At 54.6% G+C, this 25,320-nt stretch carries 18 protein-coding genes; 4 read left to right on the top strand and 14 right to left on the bottom strand.

The annotated features are described in order from the left end of the window. Window positions 1-52: 52 nt before the first annotated feature. The 7 genes from F1E05_RS08210 to F1E05_RS08170 all read right to left on the bottom strand — a co-directional run bounded on the left by F1E05_RS08210 (window position 53) and on the right by F1E05_RS08170 (window position 9,080). Window positions 53-826 carry an ABC transporter ATP-binding protein gene (locus F1E05_RS08210; RefSeq protein ID WP_150051872.1) on the bottom strand — a complete coding sequence of 258 codons (774 nt, stop codon included), beginning with the start codon at window positions 824-826 and terminating at the stop codon, window positions 53-55. Continuing rightward, complete coding sequence (gene urtD / locus F1E05_RS08205; RefSeq protein ID WP_150047833.1) at window positions 826-1,632, bottom strand: urea ABC transporter ATP-binding protein UrtD; 807 nt, start codon at window positions 1,630-1,632, stop codon at window positions 826-828. Before urtD ends, F1E05_RS08210 begins: the two co-directional genes overlap by 1 nt. After that, complete coding sequence (gene urtC, locus F1E05_RS08200) at window positions 1,629-2,747, bottom strand: urea ABC transporter permease subunit UrtC (RefSeq protein WP_150047832.1); 1,119 nt, start codon at window positions 2,745-2,747, stop codon at window positions 1,629-1,631. The genes urtD and urtC overlap by 4 nt, the downstream gene beginning before the upstream one ends. A gap of 378 nt (window positions 2,748-3,125) precedes the next feature. Beyond that, window positions 3,126-4,028 (bottom strand): hypothetical protein, encoded by a 903-nt coding sequence (locus F1E05_RS08190; protein WP_150047831.1) that lies wholly within the window; start codon window positions 4,026-4,028, stop codon window positions 3,126-3,128. Between the two features lie 555 nt (window positions 4,029-4,583). Continuing rightward, window positions 4,584-6,302: an urea ABC transporter permease subunit UrtB gene (urtB, locus tag F1E05_RS08180; protein WP_232056822.1), complete on the bottom strand. Its 1,719-nt coding sequence runs from the start codon at window positions 6,300-6,302 to the stop codon at window positions 4,584-4,586. 146 nt (window positions 6,303-6,448) lie between these two features. After that, window positions 6,449-7,756, bottom strand: a complete 1,308-nt coding sequence (urtA, locus tag F1E05_RS08175; RefSeq protein ID WP_150047830.1) for an urea ABC transporter substrate-binding protein — start codon at window positions 7,754-7,756, stop codon at window positions 6,449-6,451. 91 nt (window positions 7,757-7,847) lie between these two features. Continuing rightward, entirely contained in the window at window positions 7,848-9,080 is a 1,233-nt protein-coding gene (locus F1E05_RS08170; RefSeq protein WP_150047829.1) for a hypothetical protein, read from the bottom strand. Between the two features lie 182 nt (window positions 9,081-9,262). Here F1E05_RS08170 and F1E05_RS08165 point away from each other — a divergent pair, with 182 nt between their 5' ends. Then, window positions 9,263-10,015 (top strand): hypothetical protein, encoded by a 753-nt coding sequence (locus F1E05_RS08165; RefSeq protein WP_150047828.1) that lies wholly within the window; start codon window positions 9,263-9,265, stop codon window positions 10,013-10,015. A 260-nt stretch (window positions 10,016-10,275) separates the two neighbouring features. On the opposite strand, the gene F1E05_RS08160 is transcribed toward F1E05_RS08165, so the two are convergent. Continuing rightward, complete coding sequence (locus tag F1E05_RS08160) at window positions 10,276-10,761, bottom strand: hypothetical protein (protein WP_150047827.1); 486 nt, start codon at window positions 10,759-10,761, stop codon at window positions 10,276-10,278. A 390-nt stretch (window positions 10,762-11,151) separates the two neighbouring features. On the opposite strand from F1E05_RS08160, the gene F1E05_RS08155 reads away from it, so the two are divergent. Together F1E05_RS08155 and F1E05_RS08150 are read left to right on the top strand one after the other, a co-directional pair. Further along, a complete protein-coding gene (locus F1E05_RS08155) occupies window positions 11,152-14,532 on the top strand; it encodes a hybrid sensor histidine kinase/response regulator (protein WP_150047826.1) in 3,381 nt (1,126 codons plus the stop codon). Then, on the top strand, window positions 14,529-15,479 hold the full coding sequence (locus tag F1E05_RS08150; protein WP_150047825.1) for a response regulator: 951 nt from the start codon (window positions 14,529-14,531) through the stop codon (window positions 15,477-15,479). Before F1E05_RS08155 ends, F1E05_RS08150 begins: the two co-directional genes overlap by 4 nt. Before the next feature lie 12 nt (window positions 15,480-15,491). Here the strand turns inward: F1E05_RS08150 and F1E05_RS08145 are convergent, their stop codons facing one another. The 3 genes from F1E05_RS08145 to rpiA form a co-directional block, all read right to left on the bottom strand. Then, window positions 15,492-16,535: a hypothetical protein gene (locus F1E05_RS08145; RefSeq protein WP_150047824.1), complete on the bottom strand. Its 1,044-nt coding sequence runs from the start codon at window positions 16,533-16,535 to the stop codon at window positions 15,492-15,494. A gap of 81 nt (window positions 16,536-16,616) precedes the next feature. Next, window positions 16,617-18,515 (bottom strand): sigma-54 interaction domain-containing protein, encoded by a 1,899-nt coding sequence (locus F1E05_RS08140; protein ID WP_150047823.1) that lies wholly within the window; start codon window positions 18,513-18,515, stop codon window positions 16,617-16,619. A 119-nt stretch (window positions 18,516-18,634) separates the two neighbouring features. Further along, the gene (gene rpiA, locus F1E05_RS08135; protein ID WP_150047822.1) at window positions 18,635-19,312 is read right to left on the bottom strand and encodes a ribose-5-phosphate isomerase RpiA; all 678 of its coding nucleotides are present in this window, start codon (window positions 19,310-19,312) and stop codon (window positions 18,635-18,637) included. Between the two features lie 146 nt (window positions 19,313-19,458). Here rpiA and ilvA point away from each other — a divergent pair, with 146 nt between their 5' ends. After that, entirely contained in the window at window positions 19,459-21,021 is a 1,563-nt protein-coding gene (gene ilvA, locus F1E05_RS08130) for a threonine ammonia-lyase, biosynthetic (RefSeq protein WP_150051868.1), read from the top strand. Between the two features lie 45 nt (window positions 21,022-21,066). Here ilvA and F1E05_RS08125 read toward each other — a convergent pair whose 3' ends face one another. The 3 genes from F1E05_RS08125 to F1E05_RS08115 are packed head-to-tail and all read right to left on the bottom strand — an operon-like array spanning window position 21,067 to window position 25,315. Then, on the bottom strand, window positions 21,067-22,956 hold the full coding sequence (locus tag F1E05_RS08125) for an XrtA/PEP-CTERM system amidotransferase (RefSeq protein ID WP_150047821.1): 1,890 nt from the start codon (window positions 22,954-22,956) through the stop codon (window positions 21,067-21,069). A gap of 21 nt (window positions 22,957-22,977) precedes the next feature. Then, window positions 22,978-24,114, bottom strand: coding sequence for a TIGR03088 family PEP-CTERM/XrtA system glycosyltransferase (locus F1E05_RS08120; RefSeq protein WP_150047820.1), 1,137 nt, complete (start codon window positions 24,112-24,114; stop codon window positions 22,978-22,980). After that, on the bottom strand, window positions 24,104-25,315 hold the full coding sequence (locus F1E05_RS08115) for a TIGR03087 family PEP-CTERM/XrtA system glycosyltransferase (protein WP_150047819.1): 1,212 nt from the start codon (window positions 25,313-25,315) through the stop codon (window positions 24,104-24,106). The genes F1E05_RS08120 and F1E05_RS08115 overlap by 11 nt, the downstream gene beginning before the upstream one ends. Window positions 25,316-25,320 lie beyond the last annotated feature (5 nt).

The following is a 25,320-nucleotide window of genomic DNA, read 5'->3' as shown; positions in this document are numbered from 1 at the left end:
CGTCGCGATCGTTGCGCTTCAAATCGCGACGATGCGTCGCTCCTACACGATACTACACCGTCAAATAGCGCTTCACCATATCGTCCGCCAATTCGCCCATCGCGCCCACCGCCACATGGCGGCCGCGGTCCATGATGCAGAATTGATTGGCCACCTTGCGGGCGAACGGCAGTTTTTGTTCGACCAGCAACACCGTCACGCCCAGTTCTTTGTGGATGCGGTCTATGGCTTGATGGATTTCGCCGGTCTCCGGTTTGGGGCTTGGCGTGGCCACACCGCGCGCTTTATTCAGCCGAATAATCACGTCGCCGATTTCGCTGACGATGTTGGGCTGGATGCCTTCGGTGGGTTCGTCCAGGATTAGCAGGCGTGGGTTCAGCACCAGCGCCCGGCCAATAGCCAATTGCTGTTGCTGGCCGCCGGACAGGTCACCGCCGCGGCGTTTCAACATTTGTTTCAAAACCGGAAAAATCTCGAAAATGCTGTCCGGGACTTTTTTAATGCCGTGTTTGTTGGCGGCGCGCAGGCCGGTTTTCAGGTTTTCTTCCACGGTCAACAGCGGAAAGATTTCCCGGCCTTGCGGCACGTAACCGATGCCCAGTTCGGCACGGGATTCGGCTTTGGCTTTGGCCAGTTCCACCCCGTCGAATTGAATGCTGCCGTCGGCCACCGGCAGCAGGCCCATGATGGCTTTTAAAAGCGTGGTTTTACCGACGCCGTTGCGGCCCATCAGACAGACGCAGGCGCCGGCGGGTACGCGCAAATCCAGATCCCACAGGGTATGGCTGGCGCCGTAGTATTGTTGCAATGCGCTGATATTTAACATCATCCCCCCAGGTAAACTTGGATCACGCGAGTATCGTTTTGGACTTCGTCCATGCTGCCTTCGGTCAGCACCGAGCCTTCATGCAGCACCGTGACTTTGCGGGCGATACTGCGGACGAATTCCATGTCGTGTTCGACCACCACGATGGAATGCTGGCCTTGCAGGGACAGCAATAACTCGGCGGTGCGCTCGACTTCCTGATGGGTCATACCGGCAATGGGTTCGTCGACCAGCATCACTTTCGGGTCTTGCATCAGCAGCATGCCGATCTCCAGCCATTGCTTCTGGCCGTGCGACAGCGCGCCGGCTAGATTTTTTTGTTGCCCCGCCAAACCGATAATCAGTAACACTTGCTGAATGCGGTCGCGTTGCTCGCTGTTGAGTTTATGAAACAAGGTCGGCCAGGTGCGTTTGTCGGTTTTCAAGGCCAGTTCCAGATTTTCGAACACGGTCAGGGCGTCAAACACGCTGGGCTTTTGAAACTTGCGGCAGATGCCGGCCTGGGCGATGGCCGGTTCGTCCAGCTCCAGCAAATCGATGGTCTGGCCGAAGAACACCGAGCCGCTGTCGGGCTTGGTTTTGCCGGTGATCACGTCCATCAAGGTGGTCTTGCCGGCGCCGTTGGGGCCGATCAGGCAGCGCAGTTCGCCGTCGTCGATATACAACGACAGATGGTTCAGCGCGCGAAAGCCGTCGAAGCTGACGCTAACGTCTTCCATATACAAAATGGTGCGGTGGCTGGTATCGATAACGTTTTGATATTGCGGACCCGCATTGCCCGGAAAATTGACGATGTGCGAATTCATGCCGGTTCTCCTGCCGGGCTGGCGACTAGGGGTTTGGGTTTGCCGCGGCGGCGCAGCAGGCCGACGATACCGTCGGGCATTAACAGGGTGACCAAAATAAAGGCGCCGCCTAGGCAAAACAGCCAGGCATCCGGCATCAGACCGGTCAACACGGTTTTGGCGTAATTGACCAGCACCGCGCCGATGATAGCGCCGTACAAGCTGCCGCGCCCGCCGACCGCCACCCAGATGACGATTTCCAGCGAGTTGAGCGGCGAGAATTCGCTGGGATTGATGATGCCGACCTGCGGCACGTACAACGCCCCGGCCAACCCGGCCAGCATTGCCGCGAACACGAACACCCAGAGTTTGAACAATTCCACCCGGTAGCCCAAAAAGCGCACCCGCGATTCCTGGTCGCGAATCGCAGTGACTACCCGGCCCAACTTGCTATTGACGATCCAACGGCACAGCAGCAAGGCGCCGATCAGGCTCAGGCCGGTGCAAAACAACAAGGCCGAACGCACGCCTTCGGATTGGATGTTGAAGCCGAGGATGTCTTTAAAATCGGTCAGGCCATTGTTGCCGCCGAAGCCCATTTCGTTGCGGAAAAAGGCCAGCAATAGAGCGTAAGTCAAAGCCTGAGTAATGATGGACAAATACACGCCGGTGACCCGCGAGCGGAACGCCAGCCAGCCGAATACAAAGGCCAAGATGCCCGGCGCCAGCAACACCATCAGCATGGCAAAGCCGAAGTTGCCGAAGCCGTACCAGTACCAGGGCAGTTCGGTCCAGTTCAAAAACACCATGAAATCCGGCAACTCCGCGTTGCCGTACACGCCGCGGGTGCCGATCTGCCGCATTAAATACATGCCCATGGCATAGCCGCCCAAGGCAAAGAACGCCCCCTGCCCCAACACCAGAATCCCGGCGTAGCCCCAGACCATGTCTAGCGACAGGCCAAGCAGGGCGAAGGTGAGGTATTTGCCGATTAGGGAGACTGAATAGGCTGAGAAATGCAAGGCGGAATCTTCGGGGAAGATGAGGTTGCACAGGGGGATCAAGAGGGTTATCGCCGCCAGCGTGGTTAGGGTGGTGGCGTAGGTTTTGTCTTGAGTCAGATTTTGTAGGTTCATTTGACTGCCTGGGTTTGGTGTCGCTATCGCGACGGTTTTTTGTATGTCGGGTCTCGGCCCGACAGCCGAGATACTTTCTTTTGCTCCGCCAAAAGAAAGTATCCAAAGAAAAGGTGGCCCCACGCCGCTTGAACCCTGCGCTCCTCCGGGTTTGTCGAGGGTTTTCGGAAGGGCTGTCCTAGCCCTCCGAAAACGCGCGGCATCCCTGCCGCGCCCCTGCGGGCAACTTCTCGCCAAACCCTCCAGTGCTCGGCGCGGCATCAGGGGAGAAAACCACCAGCCGGCGAAGATTACCTAGAGCGGGCAAATTTGGTTGCCGATGGTTATTATTCTGTGCGGACAATAATTTGCTCCCACTCTGTGACTTTGCTGAAGTTATCAATGATCTTTATATAATGTTTCTATCCACTCGATCTTTTTATTTTTATTTCTTGTTTTTTCTGCTAGCAGTGTTTTTACGTGTTCTTTTATAGTTGTGTTTCCTTTATTAACTTCATATAACTGTATAAAGTCAGCGTTAGGCAGTTTTTTCCAATTTTTTAACAAGACTTTTGCTACTGCAAAGGAGCCATGCTCATCGATTCCGGCTATAACAAAAAAAACTCTTTGGTCATCTGTGTATTTAATTAGTAAAGCATAATCTTTATTTTCGTCTGACTGATAAGTTATTTTTCGCCAGCAAGTTAAGGAATTGGTTGTGAATTCTATACTGCATCCTTGGCTCTTTAGGTTGTCTATTATGTCTCCAGAAGTTGAATTTGACGTAGGACTGCCTATGCAGATAACTGTTCCAATCATATCGTCATCAAAGTCTTCATCTCCGAATACTTTTATCTTATTTTCTAAGCTAATGTATTGAGATAGTAGCAGAGAAAAATTTACAGTCCATTCAGTAACTCCAACATCGGTTAGAGGATATTTAGTGGCGCCTGTTAAGTAAGTCAATATTTTCTCGCCACCATTTGTCTTGCAAGGCTTTGTCTTATAATATCGCATATTTTTATCTTCCCCGAGCTCTCTTTGGAATTTTCTTATGTCTCGGTAAGATGCAATTGATATGTTTATTGATTGATTATCCAATATCCCAAAAAATTTTTTAATTTTTCGTTTTTTTCTGATTAAAAAAAGACAGAAAACTAATGTTGTTAATATAGAAATGGATGTCGAATAAATAAACAGATCTTTTCCATATATATCTATTACCGATAAAACAGCGGAACATACTCCAAATGAAGTACCAAATGTTGCTTTAACTTCAGTGATTTCTGTACTTATTTTCATATACTAAGCTGTAGGATTTGCAGATCAAAGAGACGGGAGTGTTGCTAGTGCTATATCGCCAAAAGCGGATAGCATCCTACATTAAACGCTATTTTCAGTCTTATAAAATCCTCAGACGTTTTTGACTTTGCGGCGGTTTAATCCCCTGATGCCGCGCCGAGCACCGGAGGGTTTGGGCGGAGTTGCCCGCAGGGGCGATGCAGGGATGCATCGCGTTTTTGGAGGGCTATGGATAGCCCTTCCAAAAACCCCGCTCAAACCCGTAGGAGCGCAGGACAAATCGGCAGGATAGCCGATTTGCATGCGATAGCACCCGCAGGGCGAGGCACATGGATGTGCCGAGTGATTTAAGCGGCATGGGGTGTCGTTTCTTTTGGATACTTTTCTTTGGACAAGCAAAGAAAAGTATCTCGGCTGTCGGGCCGAGACCCGACTTCAAAACAAGCCGTCGCGGTAGCGACACAAAACCAAATCCCAGCCCCCAGTCGCCGTAGCGCGGCAGGTCTGGGTTCCCACGCAGCGCATGGGAACCAGCAAACGCAACCCCCCAAAACCTTAAGACTCCGCTGCTCTCCCTTTCTGCGGAAACAACCCCCTAGGTTTCTTCTGTATAAACAAAATAATAAACACCAACACTAAAATCTTCGCCAACACCGCCCCTGCATAAGGCTCCAATACCTTGTTGGCGATGCCCAACGAAAACCCGGCCACCAACGTTCCGAACAAATTCCCTACCCCGCCAAACACCACCACCATGAAGGAATCGACGATGTAAGCCTGACCCAAATTCGGCCCGACGTTGGTAATCTGGCTCAAGGCCACCCCGGCCACGCCGGCGATGCCGGAGCCCAAACCAAACGTCATCGCATCGACTCTGGCGGTGGGTATGCCCATTGCTCTGGCCATGCCGCGATTTTGCGCAACGGCGCGGACTTCCAGACCCAGTTTGGTGCGCTTCAGGATTTGCAGCAGCGCGGTGAACACCAGCAGGCAGAAGATCAGGATGTAAAAGCGGTTCCAGGTCAGTGAGAGAAAGTCGTTGATCTGCCAGGAGCCGCTCATCCATTCCGGGGTGGAGACGCTGCGGTTCAGCGGCGAGAAGATCGAGCGCACCGCTTGTTGCAGGAACAGGCTGACGCCGAAAGTCGCCAGCAAGGTTTCCAACGGCCGGCCGTACAGGAAGCGGATGATGCCGCGCTCGATGGCGATGCCGACCAAGGCCGCGACCAGGAAAGCCATCGGAATCGACAGAATCAACGCCGTACCCAGGTTGTTGGGCAGCAGTTGCTGCATCACGTACGTGGTGTAAGCGCCGAGCATCATCAGCTCGCCGTGGGCCATGTTGATGATACCCATCACCCCGAAGGTAATCGCCAAACCGATGGCGGCCAGCACCAGCACCGCACCCAGGCTCAGGCCGAAGAACACGGTTTCGATCGCCGCGTAGGTTTGCAGGCGGCTGTCGATTTTCTTGACCGCAGCCTTGGCCTGTTCCACGATTTCGGCATCGGCTTGACTGTCCGCTTCGGCCAACTGGCGCAAACGGTTATAGGCTTCCTGACTGTCGTGATCTTTCAATTCGGCGATGGCCGCCAGTTTGCCGGCTTTGTCGTCGCCGGCCAGATCCTGTAACCATAATGCTTCCTGCAAGGCCGTCAAAACTTTATAGTCGTCTTCCTTCTGCAAACGCTTGCGCAACAACTCGACGATCTTGGCGTCGGGGTCTTTGCCGATGGCTTTGACCGCCGCCAAGCGCACATCGGCATTGCCGGCGTTCAGTTGTAACAAGCCGATGGCTTTACGCAAGCTAGTCCGTAATTTATTGGTCAGACTGATTTTGGCGACGGCGTCGCGCTCGACTTCCGGCAACGCCAGCTTGCCGTCGAAAGGATCGCGCAGGTTGTAGCCTTTGGCACTCTCGCCGGCAATCACCAGTTTTTCTTGCGCTTTCCAGTCGTAAAGTTGCCCGTCTTGCAAGGCTTGCAACAACCTCAGGCTACGCGGATCTTCCGCTAATTGCTCGATGGCTTGCTCGCGTTCATTCATGCTGCCGACCCGCAATTGCTGCAAAGCAGCGGCATAGGGATCGATCTCTTGCGCCAGCGCGGTGCCGGCAACCGGTAGCGACAGCAAAATGCCGGTCAGCAGTGTCATGGCGAGCTGTAAAGCGCCAAGTCCGCGCGCCCGGCCGATAGCGTTTGCCGACGAAAGCGTTTGGAAAACACCGCCGGCGCTCAGCGCCACTGTGCCGACGAGAAAGGCAAGCTGACGCATCCCGGGACTGCGAAATGACGGTGTTTTCCAAAGGTTTTCCGATAAAGGTTTTAGCATGTTCCGTATCCGCAGGTTGGGTGGGCGCAGTGCGCCCACCGGGGTGATAACCGTTACGGGCGGGTACTGAGGTACCCGCCCTGCACGCCTTAGTAATTTTGGCCGGAGCACTTTTTGGTTTTGGTGTTGTAGTTGCCGCAGTTGATAGGGGCGGTCCAGTCGGCGATGATGGGTTTGCTGTCCGGCAGGAAGTCGGACCAGGCGTCGCCGTCAACCACTTTGTTGGTTTGCCAGACCGTGACGAATTGCCCGTCGTCTTGAATCTCGCCGATCAACACCGGTTTGCTGATGTGGTGGTTAGGCAGCATTTTGGCGGTACCGCCGGTCAGGTTGGGAAATTCGACGCCGATCAGGGCTTTTTGTACCGCGTCCGAATCGATGCTGCCGGCTTTCTCGACCGCTTTTACCCACATATTGAAGCCGATGTAATGCGCTTCCATCGGGTCGTTGGTCACCCGTTTCGGATCTTTGATGTAGTCTTTCCATTGCTGGATGAAGGCGGCGTTTTTGGTGGTATCCACGCTCATGAAGTAGTTCCAGGCCGCCAGATGGCCGACCAGCGGTTTAGTATCCATGCCGGACAATTCTTCCTCGCCGACCGAGAACGCCACCACCGGAATGTCCTGTGCCGATACGCCCTGGTTACCCAGTTCCTTATAGAACGGAATGTTGGCGTCGCCGTTGATGGTGGAAACCACCGCGGTTTTCTTGCCGGCCGAACCGAACTTTTTGATGTCGGCGACGATGCTTTGCCAGTCGGAATGACCGAACGGCGTGTAGTTGATCATAATGTCCTTATCCTTGACGCCCTTGTCTTTCAAATAGGCTTCCAGAATTTTGTTGGTGGTGCGCGGATAGACGTAGTCGGTACCGGCCAACACCCAGCGTTCGACCTTCAAGTCGTTCATCAAATAATCGACCGCAGGAATGGCTTGCTGATTGGGGGCAGCGCCGGTGTAGAACACGTTTTTGGAGGATTCTTCGCCTTCGTATTGCACCGGGTAGAACAGAATGCCGTTCAGTTCCTCGATCACCGGCAATACCGATTTACGCGACACGGAAGTCCAGCAGCCGAAGATTGCGGCGACTTTGTCCTTGGTCAGCAATTCGCGGGCTTTTTCGGCGAATAACGGCCAGTTGGAAGCCGGGTCGACCACCACCGCTTCCAGTTTTTTGCCCAATAAACCGCCTTTTTTATTTTGCTCGTCGATCAACATCAACATGGTGTCTTTCAGCGTAGTTTCCGAAATAGCCATGGTGCCGGACAGGGAATGCAACACGCCGACCTTGATGGTGTCTTCGCCTTCGGCGCGTACCGGCGTCGCAGCGACCAACAGTAGCGACGACAGGGCGGCGCCTATCGCCAGTTTACGAAAGGGATTGCTCAGTATTTTCATCGTTATAGTCCTAAGTGAGGAGAAATCGTAGAGGCGAATTCATTCGCCCGTCTTTCAACATGCAGGGCGAATGATTTCGCCCCCTACGCCGTTAAATTTGCCATTGAAAGCCGACCATCATCTGGCTGACGTCCTCGCCGGTGGCGGTGGTTCTGTAATTCAGGCCTTTGCTCAACAGGTCGCCGTATTGGTAGCTGGCGAAAACTTTGGCGTTGTGACCGTCGATAATGTAGTTGAGGCCCGCTTCGTAGACTTCACGGGTCGCGCTGGTGCTGGGCGCGACATTGACATAGCGCAGAAAGGGTTGAAATTGGCCGATGCCGATTTTTTGCGGAAACAGATACATGCCGCTGACGTCGAAGGCATTGCCTTCGAACATGTCGAAGCCGCCGCCGGCGTCGCGAGAAGCTTGGCTATAGCCTTGCGAAATACCGTAATTCTTGTATTCGCCGTTCAAGGTAATCACCCCGCCGCCCGGCAAGACCTTTTCCAACAGGATGTCGGCGGTAGTGCCGCGAAAGTTGCCGGCGTCGAGCGCCGTGCCGGCACCGTCTTCCTGATATTGGTTGGACACGCCGACGGTCAGGATGTCGCCGCCCTTGCCGTAATACGTGCCGGAGGTGTAATAACCGGGGTTTTTCTCCACTTCCCAAAAGTTGTAGGCGAAACGCTGGGCATACAAGATGTTGTCGTCGGCATTGGCGCCGCCGCGCAAACCGCGGAAGAAACCCACCGCATATTGAAAACGGCCATCTAAAGCCGCGCCCCAGAACGTGGCACCATCGTCGCGGCCGAACGATCCGGCCGAAGTGCCGTCGGACTTGATCACCAGGTTGTAATCAGACGGTTCGAACGGGGTGCCGGCGGAAAAGATGTTATACACCGCGCTATAGAAGGGACCGTTCATCTCGCGACGCTCGGCCGGTACCAGCATCCGGCCCACCCACAAATTGGCGTAAGGGTTCACCTCGAATTTGCCGATCGCGTCCAATACCCGCACCTCGCCGCCGTTACTGCAGGTTTGGCAATCGGTATTGAATTCGACTTTCAAATATTTGTGGACCTGACCGTTGATGTATAAACGGATGTTGTCCAAATTGAAGTCGTTGCTCCATTTGTCGCCGTCGCCACCGGCCGCGCTTTCCTGAGCCCTAAAACTGGTACGCAAACCTGCGCCGACGCTGACCCATTTGGTGTCGTCGATTTTGAACGTCGCGCCGGCTTGCGTATCGGCTACATAACCCAAAGTCAAAAACGCCATGGTGGTGCTGCAAATCAGGCGCACCTGCCGCCCGATCGCCAACTGTTGTTCTGAACCGCTCATTTAGTATCCCCTGTCCGGATTGAAACTCGCCTCAGCCTGTGAGCCGCGGCAAAAAAACTTCGAGGACATTGTTGATTTTTGCGTGCATGCGTCACAATCAGGCGAATGACTGATCAGTTATTTGACGTATGGCCGGAGCATTCCGGCTCTCGTACAGTGCATGCCTAACGAGGAGACTAACTATGAGCATTCGCAACCTGCGCCGTGTGGCGCTAGCGGTCTTGCTGGCCGGCTTGCTGCGCGGCGCCCCGGCCGCCGACGGCGACCGTATCGACGCCATTCAATTTCAGCTGGACCCCACCCATCTCGAGCAGTTCGGCTTAGATTTGGATGCCGACGAACTAGGTGGACAAATCAAACGCAATTTGTCCCAATGGCAATATCCGTTTCCGGATAACGGCCCTTACAGCCATAAACTGGACGCAAAAATCGGCAAGGTTGAACACGGCGACACGCCGGTCGGCTTTTCCTTTTCCAGCGGTAATTCCGACCCACGGGCATTGGATTTTCAAAAAGCCGACGTACTTCCGGTCAGTTGCGAATTACGCCGCAGCGACAACGAGGCTATGCTGGCACAAGCCAAATCGACTTTCAGCGCCCGGCCGTTGGCACGTAGCAAAGGCAAGGCCTTGGTCAGCGAAAAGCTGATCGATCAAATCGGCACCGCCTGTTTGAATCTACTGGAAGACTTGCCGCGCTCCGCCGACATGGCGCAACGCCGCGCGCAAACCGGCAGTTTTAAACCCAGCTGGATGCCGGACGTGCGGGTGGAAGTCAAAGAAGTGCCGGTCGCGGCGCCGGCCGGCGGCGAACTGAAACCGCTAGCACCGGCAAACGGCGACGACTCGAGCAGCAACGTCGAATTGAAGAAAGAGATCATCATCCATAACCAGGGTAACCCGGTGATCTTTACCTTCGGACATGAAAGGAAATGAGGGTGTTACGCTGGAAGTCATGGTGGGAATGACACATAGCCGCGATTCGCAAGGCCGTCATCGCGACTATGCGTCGCTCCTACCAAACGAGCTTTCATTTGCCGGGGCAATTACCAGGCCTTCATGATCGTTACTGTGAAAGTCATCGAAGGAGCCGCACCCTCGTTGCAAATAGCCTTGCGAATTGCGACGGAGCGCCGCACCACGAGGATTGAACATCAACACCAAGATATTTGCCCGCCCCGTCACAGCGTTTGCAGCTATTTCACCGCCGGAATTTTTTCGCCGACTGGCGTAACGCTTTCTGTTGGGGGAGTAAGCGCATCCAGGGCTTCGGCGGTTTTGGCTTTCGTCTGTTCGGCTACGGCTTGCGCCTGTTGCGCGGTTTGTTCGCCGGTCTGTTTCGCTTGGTCCAGAGCGGTTTCGGCAGCACCCTCAAGATTGGCGGCAGCCGCTTGACCGGCGTCGACCGCTTCGGCTGCGACGCTTTGCGCACTATCGACCGCGCCCGCCGCGCCGTCGGCCGCTTGTTGCAAGGCGTTGTCCATGGCCGCGGCGGCGCCTTCCACTTGCTGTTGCACGGACTGAGCGGATTGCAACGCCTCACCCATGGCGGTTTCCGGCGTGCTGGCCGGCGGCGGTGCGGTCACTGCCGAGGTTTCGGTGGCGGCGGGTTTGTCGCCCGAGTCGCAAGCGAACAACAGGCTGCAGATGCCGATGGTCAATAACAGAGTTTTCGTATTCATATTCGGTACCTAGTGTGTAGTGGATGAAGGCGCTTCCGCTGCGATTTTCCGTTCGACAAACGCCGCTTAGGCGTTTGCCGGTCAAGAAGCGATCCGGATTTCAGTATAAAAAGCTTAGTTAAAGAAAAACTTAAGAGGTAGGCGCGGCATGATTGCCCCCCCCGATGATGACCGGCATTGCCTTGGCACGAGCAAAGCCAGCCGGGACAATATTGCGCTAGCAAGCCGCTTACCCCCTATGTATAACCCCAAACATAGAAAATGGTCGCAAGCACCGCAAAGATTTTACAGGGAGCGGTAAACCGGAATACTCTGGGCATACGCGGCCATCAAACCTGAGGGTAACCCGCCAACCCGTACCGTTGAACCTTATGACCTGCTGTCGGTAACGTGAATACCATCTATCAAAACATTACTAAAATTCGCCGCGACTACAACGCTTTGGTCGCCAACGAAACCCTGGAAGACTATGCGCTACGCTATGCGCCGCGCAGCTTCCGGACTTTCAGCGAATTTCAGATTGCCAACACCGCGTTCGGTTCCACCTCGTTTTTGGTGTTGGAAGCCATAGGCGGATTTTTATCCATCAATTACGGCTTCACCAATGCCTGCTGGGCCATTGTTATCGTCGGGCTGATCATTTTCGCGACCAGCTTGCCGATCAGCTACTACGCGGCCCGCCACCACATCGACATCGATTTGCTCACCCGCGCGGCCGGTTTCGGTTACATCGGCTCCACGATTACCTCGCTGATTTATGCGTCCTTCACGTTTACCTTGTTCGCGCTGGAAGCCTCCATCATGTCTCTGGCCTTGGAACTGTATTTCGGCATGCCCTTGGCTTACGCACACGTGGTCAGCGCGCTGATCGTGATTCCGCTGGTAACCTTCGGCATTACCACCATCAGCCGTATGCAGCTGTGGACCCAACCGTTGTGGCTGGCTTTGCTGATAGCGCCTTACGTCGCGGTGCTGCAGACCGAATCAGAAGCGGCCCTGACCTTGAGCAGTTATTTTTGGATTGCCGGCAGCGGTCAGGGTTTCGATTGGCTGGCGTTCGGCAGCGCCGCCACCGTGGCCTTTTCTATGGTGGCGCAAATCGGCGAACAGGTGGATTTTTTGCGTTTTTTGCCGGATAAAACCCGGAAAAACCGTTGGCGCTGGTGGGGAGCGATGCTGACGGCCGGCCCCGGCTGGATTTTCTTCGGCATGTTGCGGCAAATCGCCGGTGCGCTGCTGGCTCATTTGGCGATACGTCACGGTATAGACCCTCACCACGCGCACGAACCCACGCAAATGTACTTAGTCGCTTACGGCGAGCTGTTCAGCGACCCACGCTGGGCCTTGGCCGCCACCACGTTATTCGTGGTGCTTAGCCAAATCAAAATCAACGTAACCAACGCCTACGCCGGCTCTTTGGCCTGGTCGAATTTCTTTTCGCGCCTGACCCATTGTCACCCCGGCCGGGTGGTTTGGCTGTTTTTCAACGTGTTGATCGCCTTGCTGCTGATGGAGTTCGGCGTGTTCGGCGCGCTGGAAAAAGTGCTGGGATTGTTTTCCAACATGTCGATAGCCTGGATCAGCACGGTGGCGGCGGAATTCATCATCAACAAACCGCTACGCCTCAGTCCCCGGCAAGTGGAATTCAAACGCGCGTATTTGTCGGATTTGAATCCGGTCGGCATCGTCGCAACCTTCGTCGCCTCCGTTGTGTCTATTTTGGCCTACGTCGGCTTGTTCGGCGCCTATCCGCAAGCGTTTTCCGCTTTCATCGCCTTGGGACTGGCTTTCGTGTTGGTACCGTTGGTGGCTTGGATCAGCCGCGGCAAACACTATTTAGCACGTCCCAACCACTATCACGGACACGGCGGGGAAGAAACCTGTTCGATTTGCGAGAATGGGTTCGAACATGAAGACCTGGCCTATTGTCCGGCCTACGGCGGCAGTATTTGTTCCTTGTGCTGCACCTTGGACGCACGCTGTTTGGACTCCTGCAAAGTCGGCTTTCGTTTCGACGATTATTTGGAACGCACCGCCGGCCGTTTTTTACCTTCCCTGTTCGACATCAGCGCGCGTTTGCGCTTGTTGCGCTTCGGCTTGTTGTTCGCGTTTTTAAGTATTTTGACCGGGATATTCGTCAGCATCATTTATTACCAAGATTTGTTGAGCGTACAGCACAATCCGCCGGCATTCGGCCTGTTGATCAATAATTTTCTGAAAATATACGCCTCGCTGCTGGTATTCATCGGTTTGTGTACCTGGTGGCTGATCTTGAACGCGGAAAGCCGGCGCATGGCCCACGAAGAAACCGCCAAACAAACCCAGTTGTTGGTGCAGGAAATCGAGGAACATAAAAAAACCGACTTGAAATTGCAGCAAGCACGCAAGGTAGCGGATACCGCCAACCAAGCCAAAAGTCGCTTTCTCAGCAACATGAGCCACGAAATCCGCTCGCCGCTAAACAGCATCATCGGTTACGCCCACATTTTGCATCAGGATCAAGCGATACCGGCGCATAGACGTCAGGCGGTGGAAACCTTGAAACGCAGCGGCGAACATTTGGCCTCTTTAATCGAAGACATTCTGGACATTGCCCGCATCGAAGCCAGAAAGTTCGAATTCAAAAGCCAAGCCATCGATTTTCAAGCGTTCATCGAACATTTGGTACATCTGTACAAAGCGCAGGCAGAAGATAAGGGCTTAAGTTTTACCTGCCAATTGACTAGCGCGATTCCGCAGCGAGTGCGCTGCGACGAAAAACGGGTCGGGCAAGTGTTGATGAATTTACTCGGTAACGCGATCAAATTCACCGGACGCGGCGGCATTGCGTTCCGCATCGGCTATAGCGGCGGGGTCGCCAATTTTCAAATCAGCGACAGCGGCAGCGGCATAGCTCCCGAACAATTGCAAAATATTTTCCAGCCGTTCGTACGCTTGGACAACCGGACCGGCAATGCGACAACCGGCAGCGGTTTGGGTTTGACCATCAGCAAAACCTTAACCGAAGTGATGGGCGGCGAGCTGACCGTACAAAGCGAGGTCGGCAAAGGCTCGACTTTTACCGTGCGCTTGCTGCTGCCCAGCGTCAGCCACGCCGGCGCCGGCCTCAACGAACCCGCGGAAGCCGTCATCGGTTATCAAGGTCGGCGCCGGCGCATCATGGTGGTCGACGACCAAACCGACCACCGCGAAGTGCTATTATCGATTCTGGAACCCTTGGGTTTTTACTTGAGCGAGGCCGATTCCGGCGAAGACTGCTGCATCAAAGTGGGCGACGAAAACCCGGACCTGATCTTATTGGATATTTCGATGACCGGCATCGACGGCATCGAGACCGCCATTCGCCTGCGCGAACGCGGCTTGCAGATGCCGATTATCGTGTTGAGCGCCAACGCCTATCCGGACGACCGTAAGGCCGCTTTAAACGCCGGCTGCAACGATTTTCTGGCCAAACCGCTGAAAGTGGCGGAGTTGATGCAAAAACTCAAACTGTATCTGGCCTTAGCCTGGGTTTATAAGGATGGTACCCCCCAGCCGACCACAGCCGAACCGCCGCCGTTGCGGGTACCGCCGCTGCCGCTGCTGGAGGGGTGCGTCGCTTACACCCGTATCGGCGATTTGATCGGGCTGAAACGGCATCTGGCCGATTTGGCTGCGCAACACGTCGAGTACCGCCATTTTTTTGCCAAACTCACCTCGCTGGCCGATCAATTTCGCCTGGGCGAAATCAGGGCACTGTTGAATATGAACGGAAAACAGGAGCAACCATGACGCTGGAAGCCGCCGGCAACGGCATTGTATTAATCGTGGACGACACACCCGGCAACCTGGCCTTACTATCCGATACCTTGTTCGAAGCGCATTACCGGGTATTAGTCGCCACCGACGGTCTATCCGCCCTCGAACAAATTCAATACGTTAAACCGGACATTATTTTGCTGGACGTGTTGATGCCCGGTCTGGACGGTTTCGAAACGTGCAACCGCTTGAAAGCCAACCCTGCCACGGCCGGTATACCGGTGTTGTTTATGACCGGCTTGAGCGAACTCGACCATTTGTTGCGCGGTTTCGGCGAAGGCGCGTTGGATTACATTGTGAAACCGATACGCCCGGCCGAAGTGTTGGCCCGTATCGAGGTGCATTTAAGTCAAACCCGTAACCTGCGTCGAGCGGAACGCTTGTTGGCGGAAACCGAAATCGCCGTTGCGGCGGTCGACGCATCGGGCCGTCCGGTCTGGCTGACTCCGGCCGCCAGTCAATGGTTACAGGAATTTGCCGCAGCCTGCGGCTTGCCGGAACACAGCGGCTTGAATGCGCCGCTACCTTCTCCGCTATTGGCGGCATTTCAGCAATGGCTGGCTAAGGACAGACAGGCCGCTTCGTTGCCAGACCTAGCGCCGGGCTTTTGCGTAGAGTGCAATCCCTGCGAACAACCGGACGAATACTTATTATTATTGCAACGGGTAGCGGAGGAAGACGCTTGGGAGCCGCAAACCCTACGGCATAAATTGAAATTGACCTGCCGCGAAGCGGAGATTTTGATGTGGGTAGCGCGCGGAAAAACCAATAAGGAAATAGGCATCATCTTGAACAGCAGTCCGCGCACCGTCAACAAACACTTGGAACACGTGTTCGAAAAGCTGGGCGTTTCGACCCGGGCCGCCGCCGTGGCGATGGCCCTGAACCCGGACGAAAAAACCAAGCAGGATCGGCTTTAAACCGCTAGCCGTTCATGCGGTCAAATTGATTTGTTGCACGCTACCCGTGCCGCCTTGCTCGTTCAGATACACGCCGCTGCTGACCACCTCGCCCAGCGATTGATTGTCGGCGGTTTTCAACTGGAACGGAGTGGCGGTGTGTCCCAGATAGATCGCGCCAATATTTTTATCGCCTAAAGCCAGAAGCTGTTGCGAGCCGTCTGCATGACGTTGCCACAACCGCAGCTTGCTGTATATCGGATCGGCTTCGTCTATGAATTGGTTGTTGTCGACATCGTATGCGGCCAAGTCGGCGAAACCGTCGCCGCTACGGGTGCCGAACAATTCGCTGCCGTCGTTGATCTTGCCGTCGGCATTTTTATCCAGCGCCAACAACGCGCTGCCGGATTTCAACAAGGCGATTTGGTCCAAACTGCCGTCGGCATCCAAATCGAACTCGAAGCGGCTGTCGCTCAGTTCGGCCGCGTTCCCGTCGAAATTGACCACTAAGGGATCAATCTTAGCGGCATCGCCGAGACGTAAGGTTTCGCTATGTTCCTGGTAAAACTCGCGGCTCATATTCAGGGACAGGGAAAATTCTATGCGTTTGCCGTCTTTGGTATTGATGACGCCTTGCGCCGAAAACTGCGTCTGCTCAACCTCCCGGTAACTGGAGAATTTTTGATAGGTCAGGCCGAAACCGTCGCCGGCAGCGCTTGCGGCTTGCTCCGGCGCGGCCGGTGGCGCCTGATAACTGATTTGATCGGCGCTGCTTTGCAGATCCTTGGGGGAAAACAGTTTGAAGTCGTGCCCGGTCAAATGCTTGATCAACTGCTTGAGGATTTGTAACGTCAAACTGTGAGTGGCATCCAGCTCTTCGTCTGTCGACGCTTGGGCGGCCTGCTGCGGCAAGGCTTTGGCTTCGGAGCTGAGGCGAACGGCGTCTTCGCGCGCTTCAGGTTTGCGGTCTTGCCGGGCCGGCCGCTCGAAGCGAATATCCAACGATTCGCGCTGAACGGATTGAGTGAATTGTTCGTGCCGGCTTTGCAGCCGAATCGCAGCATTGTCGATAATCATGACGCCACCTCGCCGTCGATCAACTGATGCTTGGTTATCGGCCTGACAGCGAAAAAGTTGAGCGCGCGGCAAACAAATCAGTTAACGCGGTTTGGCTATCGCCAATTTATTCATCCGGTACCGCAAGGTACTGGGGTGCAAACCCAAAGCCCGCGCCGCGCCGCGCTCGCCTTCTATCACCCAACCGCATTGCGCCAAGACCGTAATGATGTGCTGACGCTCGACCTGTTCTAGCTGAGTAGCGGCGGGGCCGGCCGAAGTTTCAGAGCTCGCGCAATGGTGGCTTGCCGCCTCCGCACCCGGCAACCAGGCCGGATCAATTTCCACGTTAGGCCCGTCGCTCAGAATCATGGCCCGTTCGATCACGTTCTCCAGTTCGCGGATGTTGCCGGGCCAAGCGTAAGCTTGCAGGAGCCGCAACGACTGTACGCCGATATGTTGCGAGGCTTTATCCATCCGGGCGGAGAATTTTGCGATCATGTGCGCCACCAACGCGGGTATATCCTCCTTGCGCTGGCGTAACGGCGGCATGCTGATCGGAAACACGTTCAGGCGGTAATACAAATCGTCGCGGAATGTTTTTTCGGCAACGGCTTGCAATAAATTGCGGTTGGTTGCGGCAATCACCCGCACGTCGATTTTCACCGGGATTTTTCCGCCGACCCGGTCGAATTCGCGTTCTTGCAACGCCCTCAGCAATTTGGCTTGAGTCTCCAGCGGAATTTCACCGATTTCGTCCAAAAAAAGAGTACCGCCGTCGGCCAGTTCGAAGCGACCGATATGTTTGGCGATAGCCCCGGTGAACGCGCCTTTTTCGTGGCCGAACAGCTCGCTTTCCACCAATGCCGCCGGCAAGGCCGCGCAATTCACTTTGATTAACGGCTTGCCGCTCCGTTTACTGGCGCTATGGATGGCCCTGGCGATCAATTCCTTGCCGGTACCCGATTCGCCTTGAATCAGCACCGAAGCGTCGGTCACGGCAACCCGGCGAATCTTTTCCACTACGTGTTGCAACGGCTCGCTGTTGCCGACGATTTCGTCGAACTGATGCGCCCACTGAATTTCTTGCTTCAGATACGAGTTCTCGGCCAGCAAGCGCTCTTGTTCCCGCTCCATCAACACTTTGTCGGTAATGTCGATAAACATGGTGCGGGTATAGCTGCCGCTGGGGTCCGGCTTGGACCACCACTGAATCCAGATCGGCTTACCATTGTCTTTGCGGCGCAGCTCCAACACCACGCCGCCGGTATCTGTGCCGCGGCCGACCGAGGCGAATGCCTCTTTGACCCGGCGCTGCGCTTCCGGCGTATCCGGAACCAGGGACATGCCGACGGTACTGCTCACCTCTTCCGGCTTGACCCCCAATATCCTTAACGCCGCCCGATTGGCGCTGATGAAACGTGACTCCACGTCTTCGTGCACGTAGGCAATAGGCGCTTCGTCGAACAAATCCCGAAACCGTTGCTCGCTGAGTTTAAGTTGCTCGGCGGTGCGCAAGCGCGTCAACTCGGCAACCGCGCGCGCGGCAAAAATTTTGAAGGTATATAGCAGACGCGGCTCCGCCGGCATGTCAACAGCGTCGAACATGGCCAAATGTCCCATCACCACGCCTTCGCTACTGACCAGCGGCACCCCGAGGTAACTTTCCACCCCGGCTTCGTCCGGAAACAACTTCCAGACATCGGACGGATAATGGCACAACTTGCCGGCTATCACCTGTTCGCACGGCGTACCGGCGATAGCCCATTCGCTGGCCGGCAAAAATCCCCCGCTCTGCCAAAACGCCAGGGTGCGGATACGCTGTTTGCAGGGCAGCAACTCGGCGATGAACGCATTCGCCACACCGGTAGCGATGCACAATTGACTGACTAGTGCGCGGAAAAACTCTTCGCCTGTCGACTGGGCGGTTCCCTCCAAAATGGCCTTCAGTACCTTGAGTTCGGCGCTGTCGATCAACGGCTGCCCTAGGGATTCCGACATGGATCACCCGCTGAATGGCCCGGCGAAATCCCGACAAAAAATAGCCCGCACAAGCGGGCCATGAGTTTATCCGGACTATTAGACGCAAAGACTAAGGACTCCGGCATAAACGTTTGCCGTTAATAGCTGATGACTTCCGAGCCTTTGCCGACCAACACCACATCGGCGTCGCGCATCGCAAACAAGCCGTTGGTGATCACGCCGGGGATATTGTTGATCGCTTGTTCCAAGCCGACCGGATCGACGATGCTCAAATTGTACACGTCCAAAATCTCGCAACCGTTGTCGGTAATGTAAGGCGCGCCGCTGTCTTTATTCATGCGCAATTCCGGTTGGCCGCCCAATTTGACCAATTGCCGGGCAACAAAGCTGCGCGACAACGGCAATACTTCCACCGGCAAAGGAAATTTGCCCATCACGTCGACGCATTTGCTTTCGTCGACGATACAAACAAATTTTCGACTGGCACCTGCAATGATTTTTTCCCGGGTTAAAGCGCCGCCGCCGCCTTTCAGCATTTTTTTGTGCGGCGTGACCTCGTCGGCACCGTCGACGTAAACTTCCAAATCGCCGGTTTGGTTAAGCTCCAGCACTTTAATTCCGATCGATTGCAGATGCTCGGTAGTTTTGATGGAGCTGGATACCGCCGCTTCGATTTCGTATTTGAAGTCGCAATCGGCTAATTGGTTGATCAAATGGGTCACGGTCGAACCGGTGCCCATGCCGATAATCGGTACGTTTTTTAAGTACTGTAATGCAGCCGCCGCTACTTGTTTTTTTAATTCGTCTTGAGTCATTGTTTTTCTTCCTGATTGTGATGATTATCTGGTACTGGCGACACGGCGTGGCAGCCGTGAATCTATGGGATAATAACCGATTGACGTCAAACTCTCAGCAGTTTTTGCCGATTTCATCCGCTGAGAATTTTCCTATTTACCGACCGATGCGACAAGGCGCCACCGCCTCGCCGAGGAGCTGCATGCATAGTTATATCGAGAAGATTTTACGCGCCCGCGTCTACGACGTGGCGGAGGAAACTCCGCTGGATTATGCGTCGACTTTGTCCGAGCGGTTAAACAACCAGGTGTTTCTGAAACGCGAAGATTTACAGCCGGTGTTTTCTTTTAAGCTGCGCGGCGCTTACAACAAAATCGCCTCTTTGTCACAGGATCAAGCCGCAAACGGCGTGATTGCCGCCTCGGCCGGCAATCACGCCCAAGGGGTTGCGCTGGCGGCGAAACGCTTGGGCATCAAAGCCTTGATCGTCATGCCTAAAACCACGCCGGAAATCAAAGTCAGATCGGTCAAAGCCCGCGGCGCTAAAATCGTGTTGCACGGCGATTCTTACGACGACGCTTTTGCCCACGCCATGGAACTGGTTGCGGAAAAAAACATGACCTTTATACCGCCTTACGACGATCCCGAGGTCATAGCCGGGCAAGGCACGGTCGCCATGGAAATATTGCGCCAGCACCCCGGCGACATCCACGCCATTTTCGTACCGGTCGGCGGCGGCGGCTTGGTGGCCGGCGTTGCGGCTTACGTGAAATTCGTCCGGCCGGAAGTGAAAGTCATTGCAGTAGAACCGGACGATGCCGATTGCTTGAATCAGGCCCTGAAAGCCGGCAGCCGGGTCGAACTGACGCAGGTCGGCTTATTCGCCGACGGCGTGGCGGTAAAACAAATCGGCAAGGAACCGTTTCGGATTGCCTGCCAGTACGTCGACGAGGTGGTAACGGTCAGCACCGACGAAATTTGTGCCGCCATCAAAGACATATTCGACGACACCCGTTCGGTAGCGGAGCCGGCCGGCGCCTTGTCGGTGGCCGGTTTGAAGAAATATGCCGAACAACGCGGACTCAGCCATCGAACCCTGATCGCCATCGACAGCGGCGCCAATATGAATTTCGACCGGCTACGTTACGTCGCGGAAAGAACCCAAGTCGGCGAACACCGAGAAATTCTATTGGCGGTTGCGATTCCGGAAGAACCGGGCAGTTTTCTTAAATTCTGTAAACAGCTGGGCAAGCGCAGCATCACCGAGTTCAATTACCGGTATTTCGACCATCATATGGCGCAGGTGTTTGTCGGCATTTCCAGCAGCGGCGCGGAAGGCGACCGCCAGCAGCTCGTAGCCCACTTGCAAACCGAAGGTTTTTCGGTAACCGATATGACCGAAAACGACTTGGCTAAAGATCATATCCGCCACATGGTAGGCGGCCACGCGCCCAGCCATCTGCTGGAATGCGTGTATAGCTTGCAATTTCCCGAGAGGCCCGGCGCCTTGTTGAAGTTTTTGCAGTCTTTAGGCAGTCAGTGGAACATCAGCCTGTTTCATTATCGCAACCACGGCGCGGCGTTCGGCAAGGTATTGATAGGCTTGCAGATCGACGATCGCGAACGCGCCGCGTTCGAGCAATGTCTGCAAATCTTAGGATTGGCATACGAACAAGCAACCGCCAATCCGGCTTATCGCTTGTTCGCCGGCGGTGCGGTCAAGCCGTGAGGCTAACCCGCGCCGCTTGAAGTTGCAAACACGATGAAACCGTTATCAGGCGAGATTCTTGCGAAGAAATGCCTCGAACATCAATAGCGACCAAATCGGCGAGCTGTAGTCGCGCAAACCGGCTTGATGTTGCGAGACGATGTGTTGCAGAAAGGACGGATCAAACCAGCCGGTTTGCCGCAAGGTATCGCCCAGCAAGGCATCCTGCACCCGCTGTTTTAACGGGCCGCGAAACCAACCGGCCAACGGAACGGAAAAACCCATCTTAGGCCGATACAAAATATCATTGGGCAAATAACTTTCCAATGCTTTCTTGAATACATACTTGCCTTCGCGTCCGTTCAATTTCAATTCCGGCGGGATGGTCGCCATCCACTCCACCAATTGGTAGTCCAATATCGGTACCCGTACTTCCAAGGCATGGGCCATGCTGGCTCTATCGACTTTGGTCAAAATGTCGCCGGCCAGATAGGTTTTCAAATCCAGGTATTGCACCATGGACAAAGGATGCTCCGGCGCGCTTTGCCGGTAGCGACGAAACACTTCGATCGCTTGATAGCCTTGCAACTCGGACTTTAACCGGGCGCTGAACAATTTGGCCCGCATGTCGTTAGACATGACCGACACACTGTGGAAATACCCGGCCATGGAATCGCGGCCTATCGATTCCAGCGTGGATTTGGCGCGCAATACTTTAGGTGCCCAATCCAGTTTCGGATAAATCCGTCCCAAGCTTGAAAAGATCGGCACCCGAACGGCATCGGGCAACAAGGCGCGCATCCGGTCTTCGTAGGTATGCCAGCGGTGACGGCGATAACCGGCTAGATTTTCGTCCCCACCGTCGCCGGACAACACCACGGTAACCTGTTTCTTCGCCAGTTCGCAAACGCGGTAGGTCGGTAGCGCCGAGCTGTCGGCGTAAGGTTCGTCGTATAAATCTGATAACCGATCGATCAAACTGAAATCGTCCGGATCGACTTGCTCGACCCGATGCGCCGTGTGGTAGCGCGTAGCGACTTGTGCGGCAAATTCGGATTCGTTGAATTTGGGATCACCGAACGATATTGAGCAGGTATTGACCGGATCGGCCGACAACCCCGCCATCATCGCCACCACGGCACTGGAATCCACCCCCCCGGACAGGAAAGCCCCTAGCGGCACGTCCGCCACCATTCGAATCTTGACCGCTTCGCGCAAACGCTCAATCAATTCGTGGCCGGTTTCTTCAACACCTCGACTAGGGCCGGCTTCGAACCTAACATCCCAATATTGCCGAGGTTGCCACGCGGTTTGCCCGTGCCGTATCGTCAAGCAATAACCGGGCTCCAATTTCATCACCCCGCGGTAAATGGTTTTCGGATCCGGTATATAACCGAAGCCGAAATAGTCTTCGATTGCGCTATGGTCGATTTCTCGGGGCAGCAACGGATGTTGGCCTAACGCTTTCAATTCCGAACCGAAAATAAACTGCCCGTTTGCCAGCAGGGAATAAAACAGAGGCTTAACGCCCAACCGGTCTCTGGCCAAAAACAACGTTTGTTTAGCTCGATCCCAAATCGCGAATGCGAACATGCCGCGCAACCGTTCAACGCAAGCCTCTCCCCAAGCCTGCCAGGCATACAAGATGACTTCGGTATCGCAATGGGTACGAAAAACAAAGCCGAGCGCTTCGAGCTCCGTTCGCAATTCCAGGAAGTTGTAAACCTCCCCGTTGTAGGTCAACACCACGTTGCCGTCCGGACTGTGCATGGGCTGCTGGCCACTGGACAAATCGATGATGGATAAACGCCGGTGACCGAACCCCAATCCCGGCTCGGTATGTAAACCGCCTTCGTCCGGGCCGCGGTGGAATTGCGACTCGTTCATGCGCGACAATAAGTCACGATCGATTTCGCAGTTGCCTTGAATGTCGAAAATTCCGACGATTCCGCACATAGTGTTTCCCTCAGACAGATTTTAGAAAGCGCGGTCGTAAACCGCTTGGTATTGGGCCAACATGTTTGCAATAGAAAAATGCTGACGGATGCGTTCCAACCCGGCTTGGGCGAATTGTTGGCGCTTAGCGCGATCCGATGCCAAGTCGATCAGCGCCCGAGCCATCTCGTCTACGTGCTCCGGCGGTACCAGGAATCCGGTTTCCGCGTGCACAACCAGTTCCGCGTTACCGCCGACCTCGGTCGCAATCACTGGCAAGCCGCTGGCCATGGCTTCCAAAATGGTATTGGAAATGCCTTCCGCCTTGGACGGCAACACAAATATATCCAGACTACGCAGTAAATCGGCTATGTCATTACGCTCCCCAGGCAACCAGGCGCTATCTGCCAGGCCGGCCTCGTTCAACAGTTGTCGGGCCGGCGCACGCAACGGCCCCTCGCCGATTAGCGCTATGCAGCACTGGTCTGCGAACGCCTGAGACTGTTGACATGCCTGAATGAAAGCCCGGACCAGGGTCAATTGGTCTTTTACACCGTGCATGCGTCCTACAGTGCCTATCACGACTTTATGTTGCGCAGAAAAAGGGCAATCCTTGACCGGGACTTTAGCGTGCTCAGCCGGGTAGAACTTGTCGGTATCGACGCCGTTACAAATCCGGGTTATTTTGTCGGCGGGAATACCCACTTTATGCAGCAAATAGTCTTGCAATTGGAGGGATAAAGGGATGAAGCGGTGCACCAGCACACTTAAAATCCGCCTTAGCCACTGGTATTTGCGGTTGCTGCCGTCAGGATCGAACACATCCCAACCGTGCTCTCCGTGAATCCGGTAGCGGACGCCGGCAGCAAGCGCACAGAGTTGATATTCCAAAGGCGCCAGGTTGCGGGTATGTACTATCTGCGGCTTTAAGCGCTTCAGAATTCTGTAAACGTTGACGAACGAAGCCCAATCTTGACCCGGCTGTTTGTGCATCTCAAATACGGCCACGTCGGGGCGCTCGATTCGGGCGCTAAAATCGGTACTGTCGGTTAAGCTGATGATGGCGTGCCGATAGCGATCCTTCGGTAAGCGGTTAATCAAATTCACCACACCGTTTTCCAGCCCGCCTACGCCCAGTTGGTAAATTATATGCACGATCAAGATCGGCTCAGCGCTCATGGCCTGTCCCCGTTGCGGCCAGAAATTCGCATAATCTCGAGCCGTTATAAGCCCAAGCATAATTTTCTTGTACAAAGCGGCGATTCAGCCATAACGGCGCCATTTCAGCGCGCAAGCTAGTGCCGACGGCTGCGGCAAAACGGTCGGCATCATCGGTAACAGACACTTCGATGTCTCCGTTGCCGGATATCCCTTCCATGGCCGCCGATGTGACGACCAACGGCTTGGCCATCGCCATGGCTTCCAGAACTTTGTTTTGTATACCTCGTGCAATCCGTAAAGGGGCTACGACTACTCGGGCATGGGCCAGATACGTTTTCACGTCGTCCACGCGTCCGGTGACAACGACGTCCGAATCCGTTTGCGACAGTTCGAGTACGCGTTTATCGGGTTTCGAGCCGACGATATAAAAACGCGCACCGGGGAATCCAGCCTTGACTTTCGGAAACACTTCCTGCGCAAACCATACTACCGCGTCTACGTTGGCCCAATAATCCATGGCACCGGTAAATACTATTGCCTGTTCCGTTTCGGCAAATGGATTGGGGTAGCAAGCGCTTGGATCGAATGCTTCGGTATCGACCCCATTACAAACATAGCCAATCTTGCTAGCCACGTCAGGTAACAATTGTTTGAACAATTCGGCTTCTTGTTCCGATACAAACAAGGTAGCGTCGGCTCGCTGTGCGATACCGGCCTCGAATTGCAATAACTTTACGGATTCGCGACCATAAATCCAACTCGCCGGCCAAGCCTTGCTGCTTGCATATTGGCGCCATTTATCGGAGTCGACGTCGACAAAATCGGCTATCAACTTTACATCAGGATGGCCTTCCAAGTATTGCGCCATTGGGGAAGAAAATATTAAAGCCTTATTGATTGATTGAGCGGCAATCGTCTTATCCACCCAGACTTGCATGGCAGTATTACGATAATAAGGTAAACTCAAGGCCTCGCCGGATAGTAAACCGGATAAGCTTTTTAGCTTGCCGAGTTTAGGGTTTAAATCCGGACAAAAAATCTCCTCGCAATAATTTTGCAAGTCTCCAATGTATTTTTTATCTTCCGGATCGTCAACGAAAGTCCCCAAATACACTTTATAACGCTGGCATATTGCTCGCAGAAAATGATAAGAACGAATTTTATCGCCTTTGTTTGGCGGATATGGAATTCGGTGCACTAAATAGAGCAAACTTTCCATTGCGT

It is taken from the genome of Methylomonas rhizoryzae (assembly GCF_008632455.1).
GTDB lineage: Bacteria > Pseudomonadota > Gammaproteobacteria > Methylococcales > Methylomonadaceae > Methylomonas > Methylomonas rhizoryzae.
Note: the sequence above shows the minus strand (reverse complement) of the source record. Positions and strands in the feature narration are given on the sequence as shown.

Coding starts and splice junctions, on each gene's coding strand:
- ilvA (WP_150051868.1), top strand. CDS start 19,459: ATGCGACAAGGCGCCACCGCCTCGCCGAGGAGCTGCATGCATAGTTAT.
- F1E05_RS08160 (WP_150047827.1), bottom strand. CDS start 10,761: ATGAATACGAAAACTCTGTTATTGACCATCGGCATCTGCAGCCTGTTG.
- F1E05_RS08190 (WP_150047831.1), bottom strand. CDS start 4,028: ATGAAAATAAGTACAGAAATCACTGAAGTTAAAGCAACATTTGGTACT.
- rpiA (WP_150047822.1), bottom strand. CDS start 19,312: ATGACTCAAGACGAATTAAAAAAACAAGTAGCGGCGGCTGCATTACAG.
- F1E05_RS08210 (WP_150051872.1), bottom strand. CDS start 826: ATGTTAAATATCAGCGCATTGCAACAATACTACGGCGCCAGCCATACC.
- F1E05_RS08145 (WP_150047824.1), bottom strand. CDS start 16,535: ATGATTATCGACAATGCTGCGATTCGGCTGCAAAGCCGGCACGAACAA.
- F1E05_RS08165 (WP_150047828.1), top strand. CDS start 9,263: ATGAGCATTCGCAACCTGCGCCGTGTGGCGCTAGCGGTCTTGCTGGCC.
- F1E05_RS08115 (WP_150047819.1), bottom strand. CDS start 25,315: ATGGAAAGTTTGCTCTATTTAGTGCACCGAATTCCATATCCGCCAAAC.
- F1E05_RS08120 (WP_150047820.1), bottom strand. CDS start 24,114: ATGAGCGCTGAGCCGATCTTGATCGTGCATATAATTTACCAACTGGGC.
- urtC (WP_150047832.1), bottom strand. CDS start 2,747: ATGAACCTACAAAATCTGACTCAAGACAAAACCTACGCCACCACCCTA.
- F1E05_RS08140 (WP_150047823.1), bottom strand. CDS start 18,515: ATGTCGGAATCCCTAGGGCAGCCGTTGATCGACAGCGCCGAACTCAAG.
- urtA (WP_150047830.1), bottom strand. CDS start 7,756: ATGAAAATACTGAGCAATCCCTTTCGTAAACTGGCGATAGGCGCCGCC.
- F1E05_RS08170 (WP_150047829.1), bottom strand. CDS start 9,080: ATGAGCGGTTCAGAACAACAGTTGGCGATCGGGCGGCAGGTGCGCCTG.
- F1E05_RS08150 (WP_150047825.1), top strand. CDS start 14,529: ATGACGCTGGAAGCCGCCGGCAACGGCATTGTATTAATCGTGGACGAC.
- urtD (WP_150047833.1), bottom strand. CDS start 1,632: ATGAATTCGCACATCGTCAATTTTCCGGGCAATGCGGGTCCGCAATAT.
- urtB (WP_232056822.1), bottom strand. CDS start 6,302: ATGCGTCAGCTTGCCTTTCTCGTCGGCACAGTGGCGCTGAGCGCCGGC.
- F1E05_RS08125 (WP_150047821.1), bottom strand. CDS start 22,956: ATGTGCGGAATCGTCGGAATTTTCGACATTCAAGGCAACTGCGAAATC.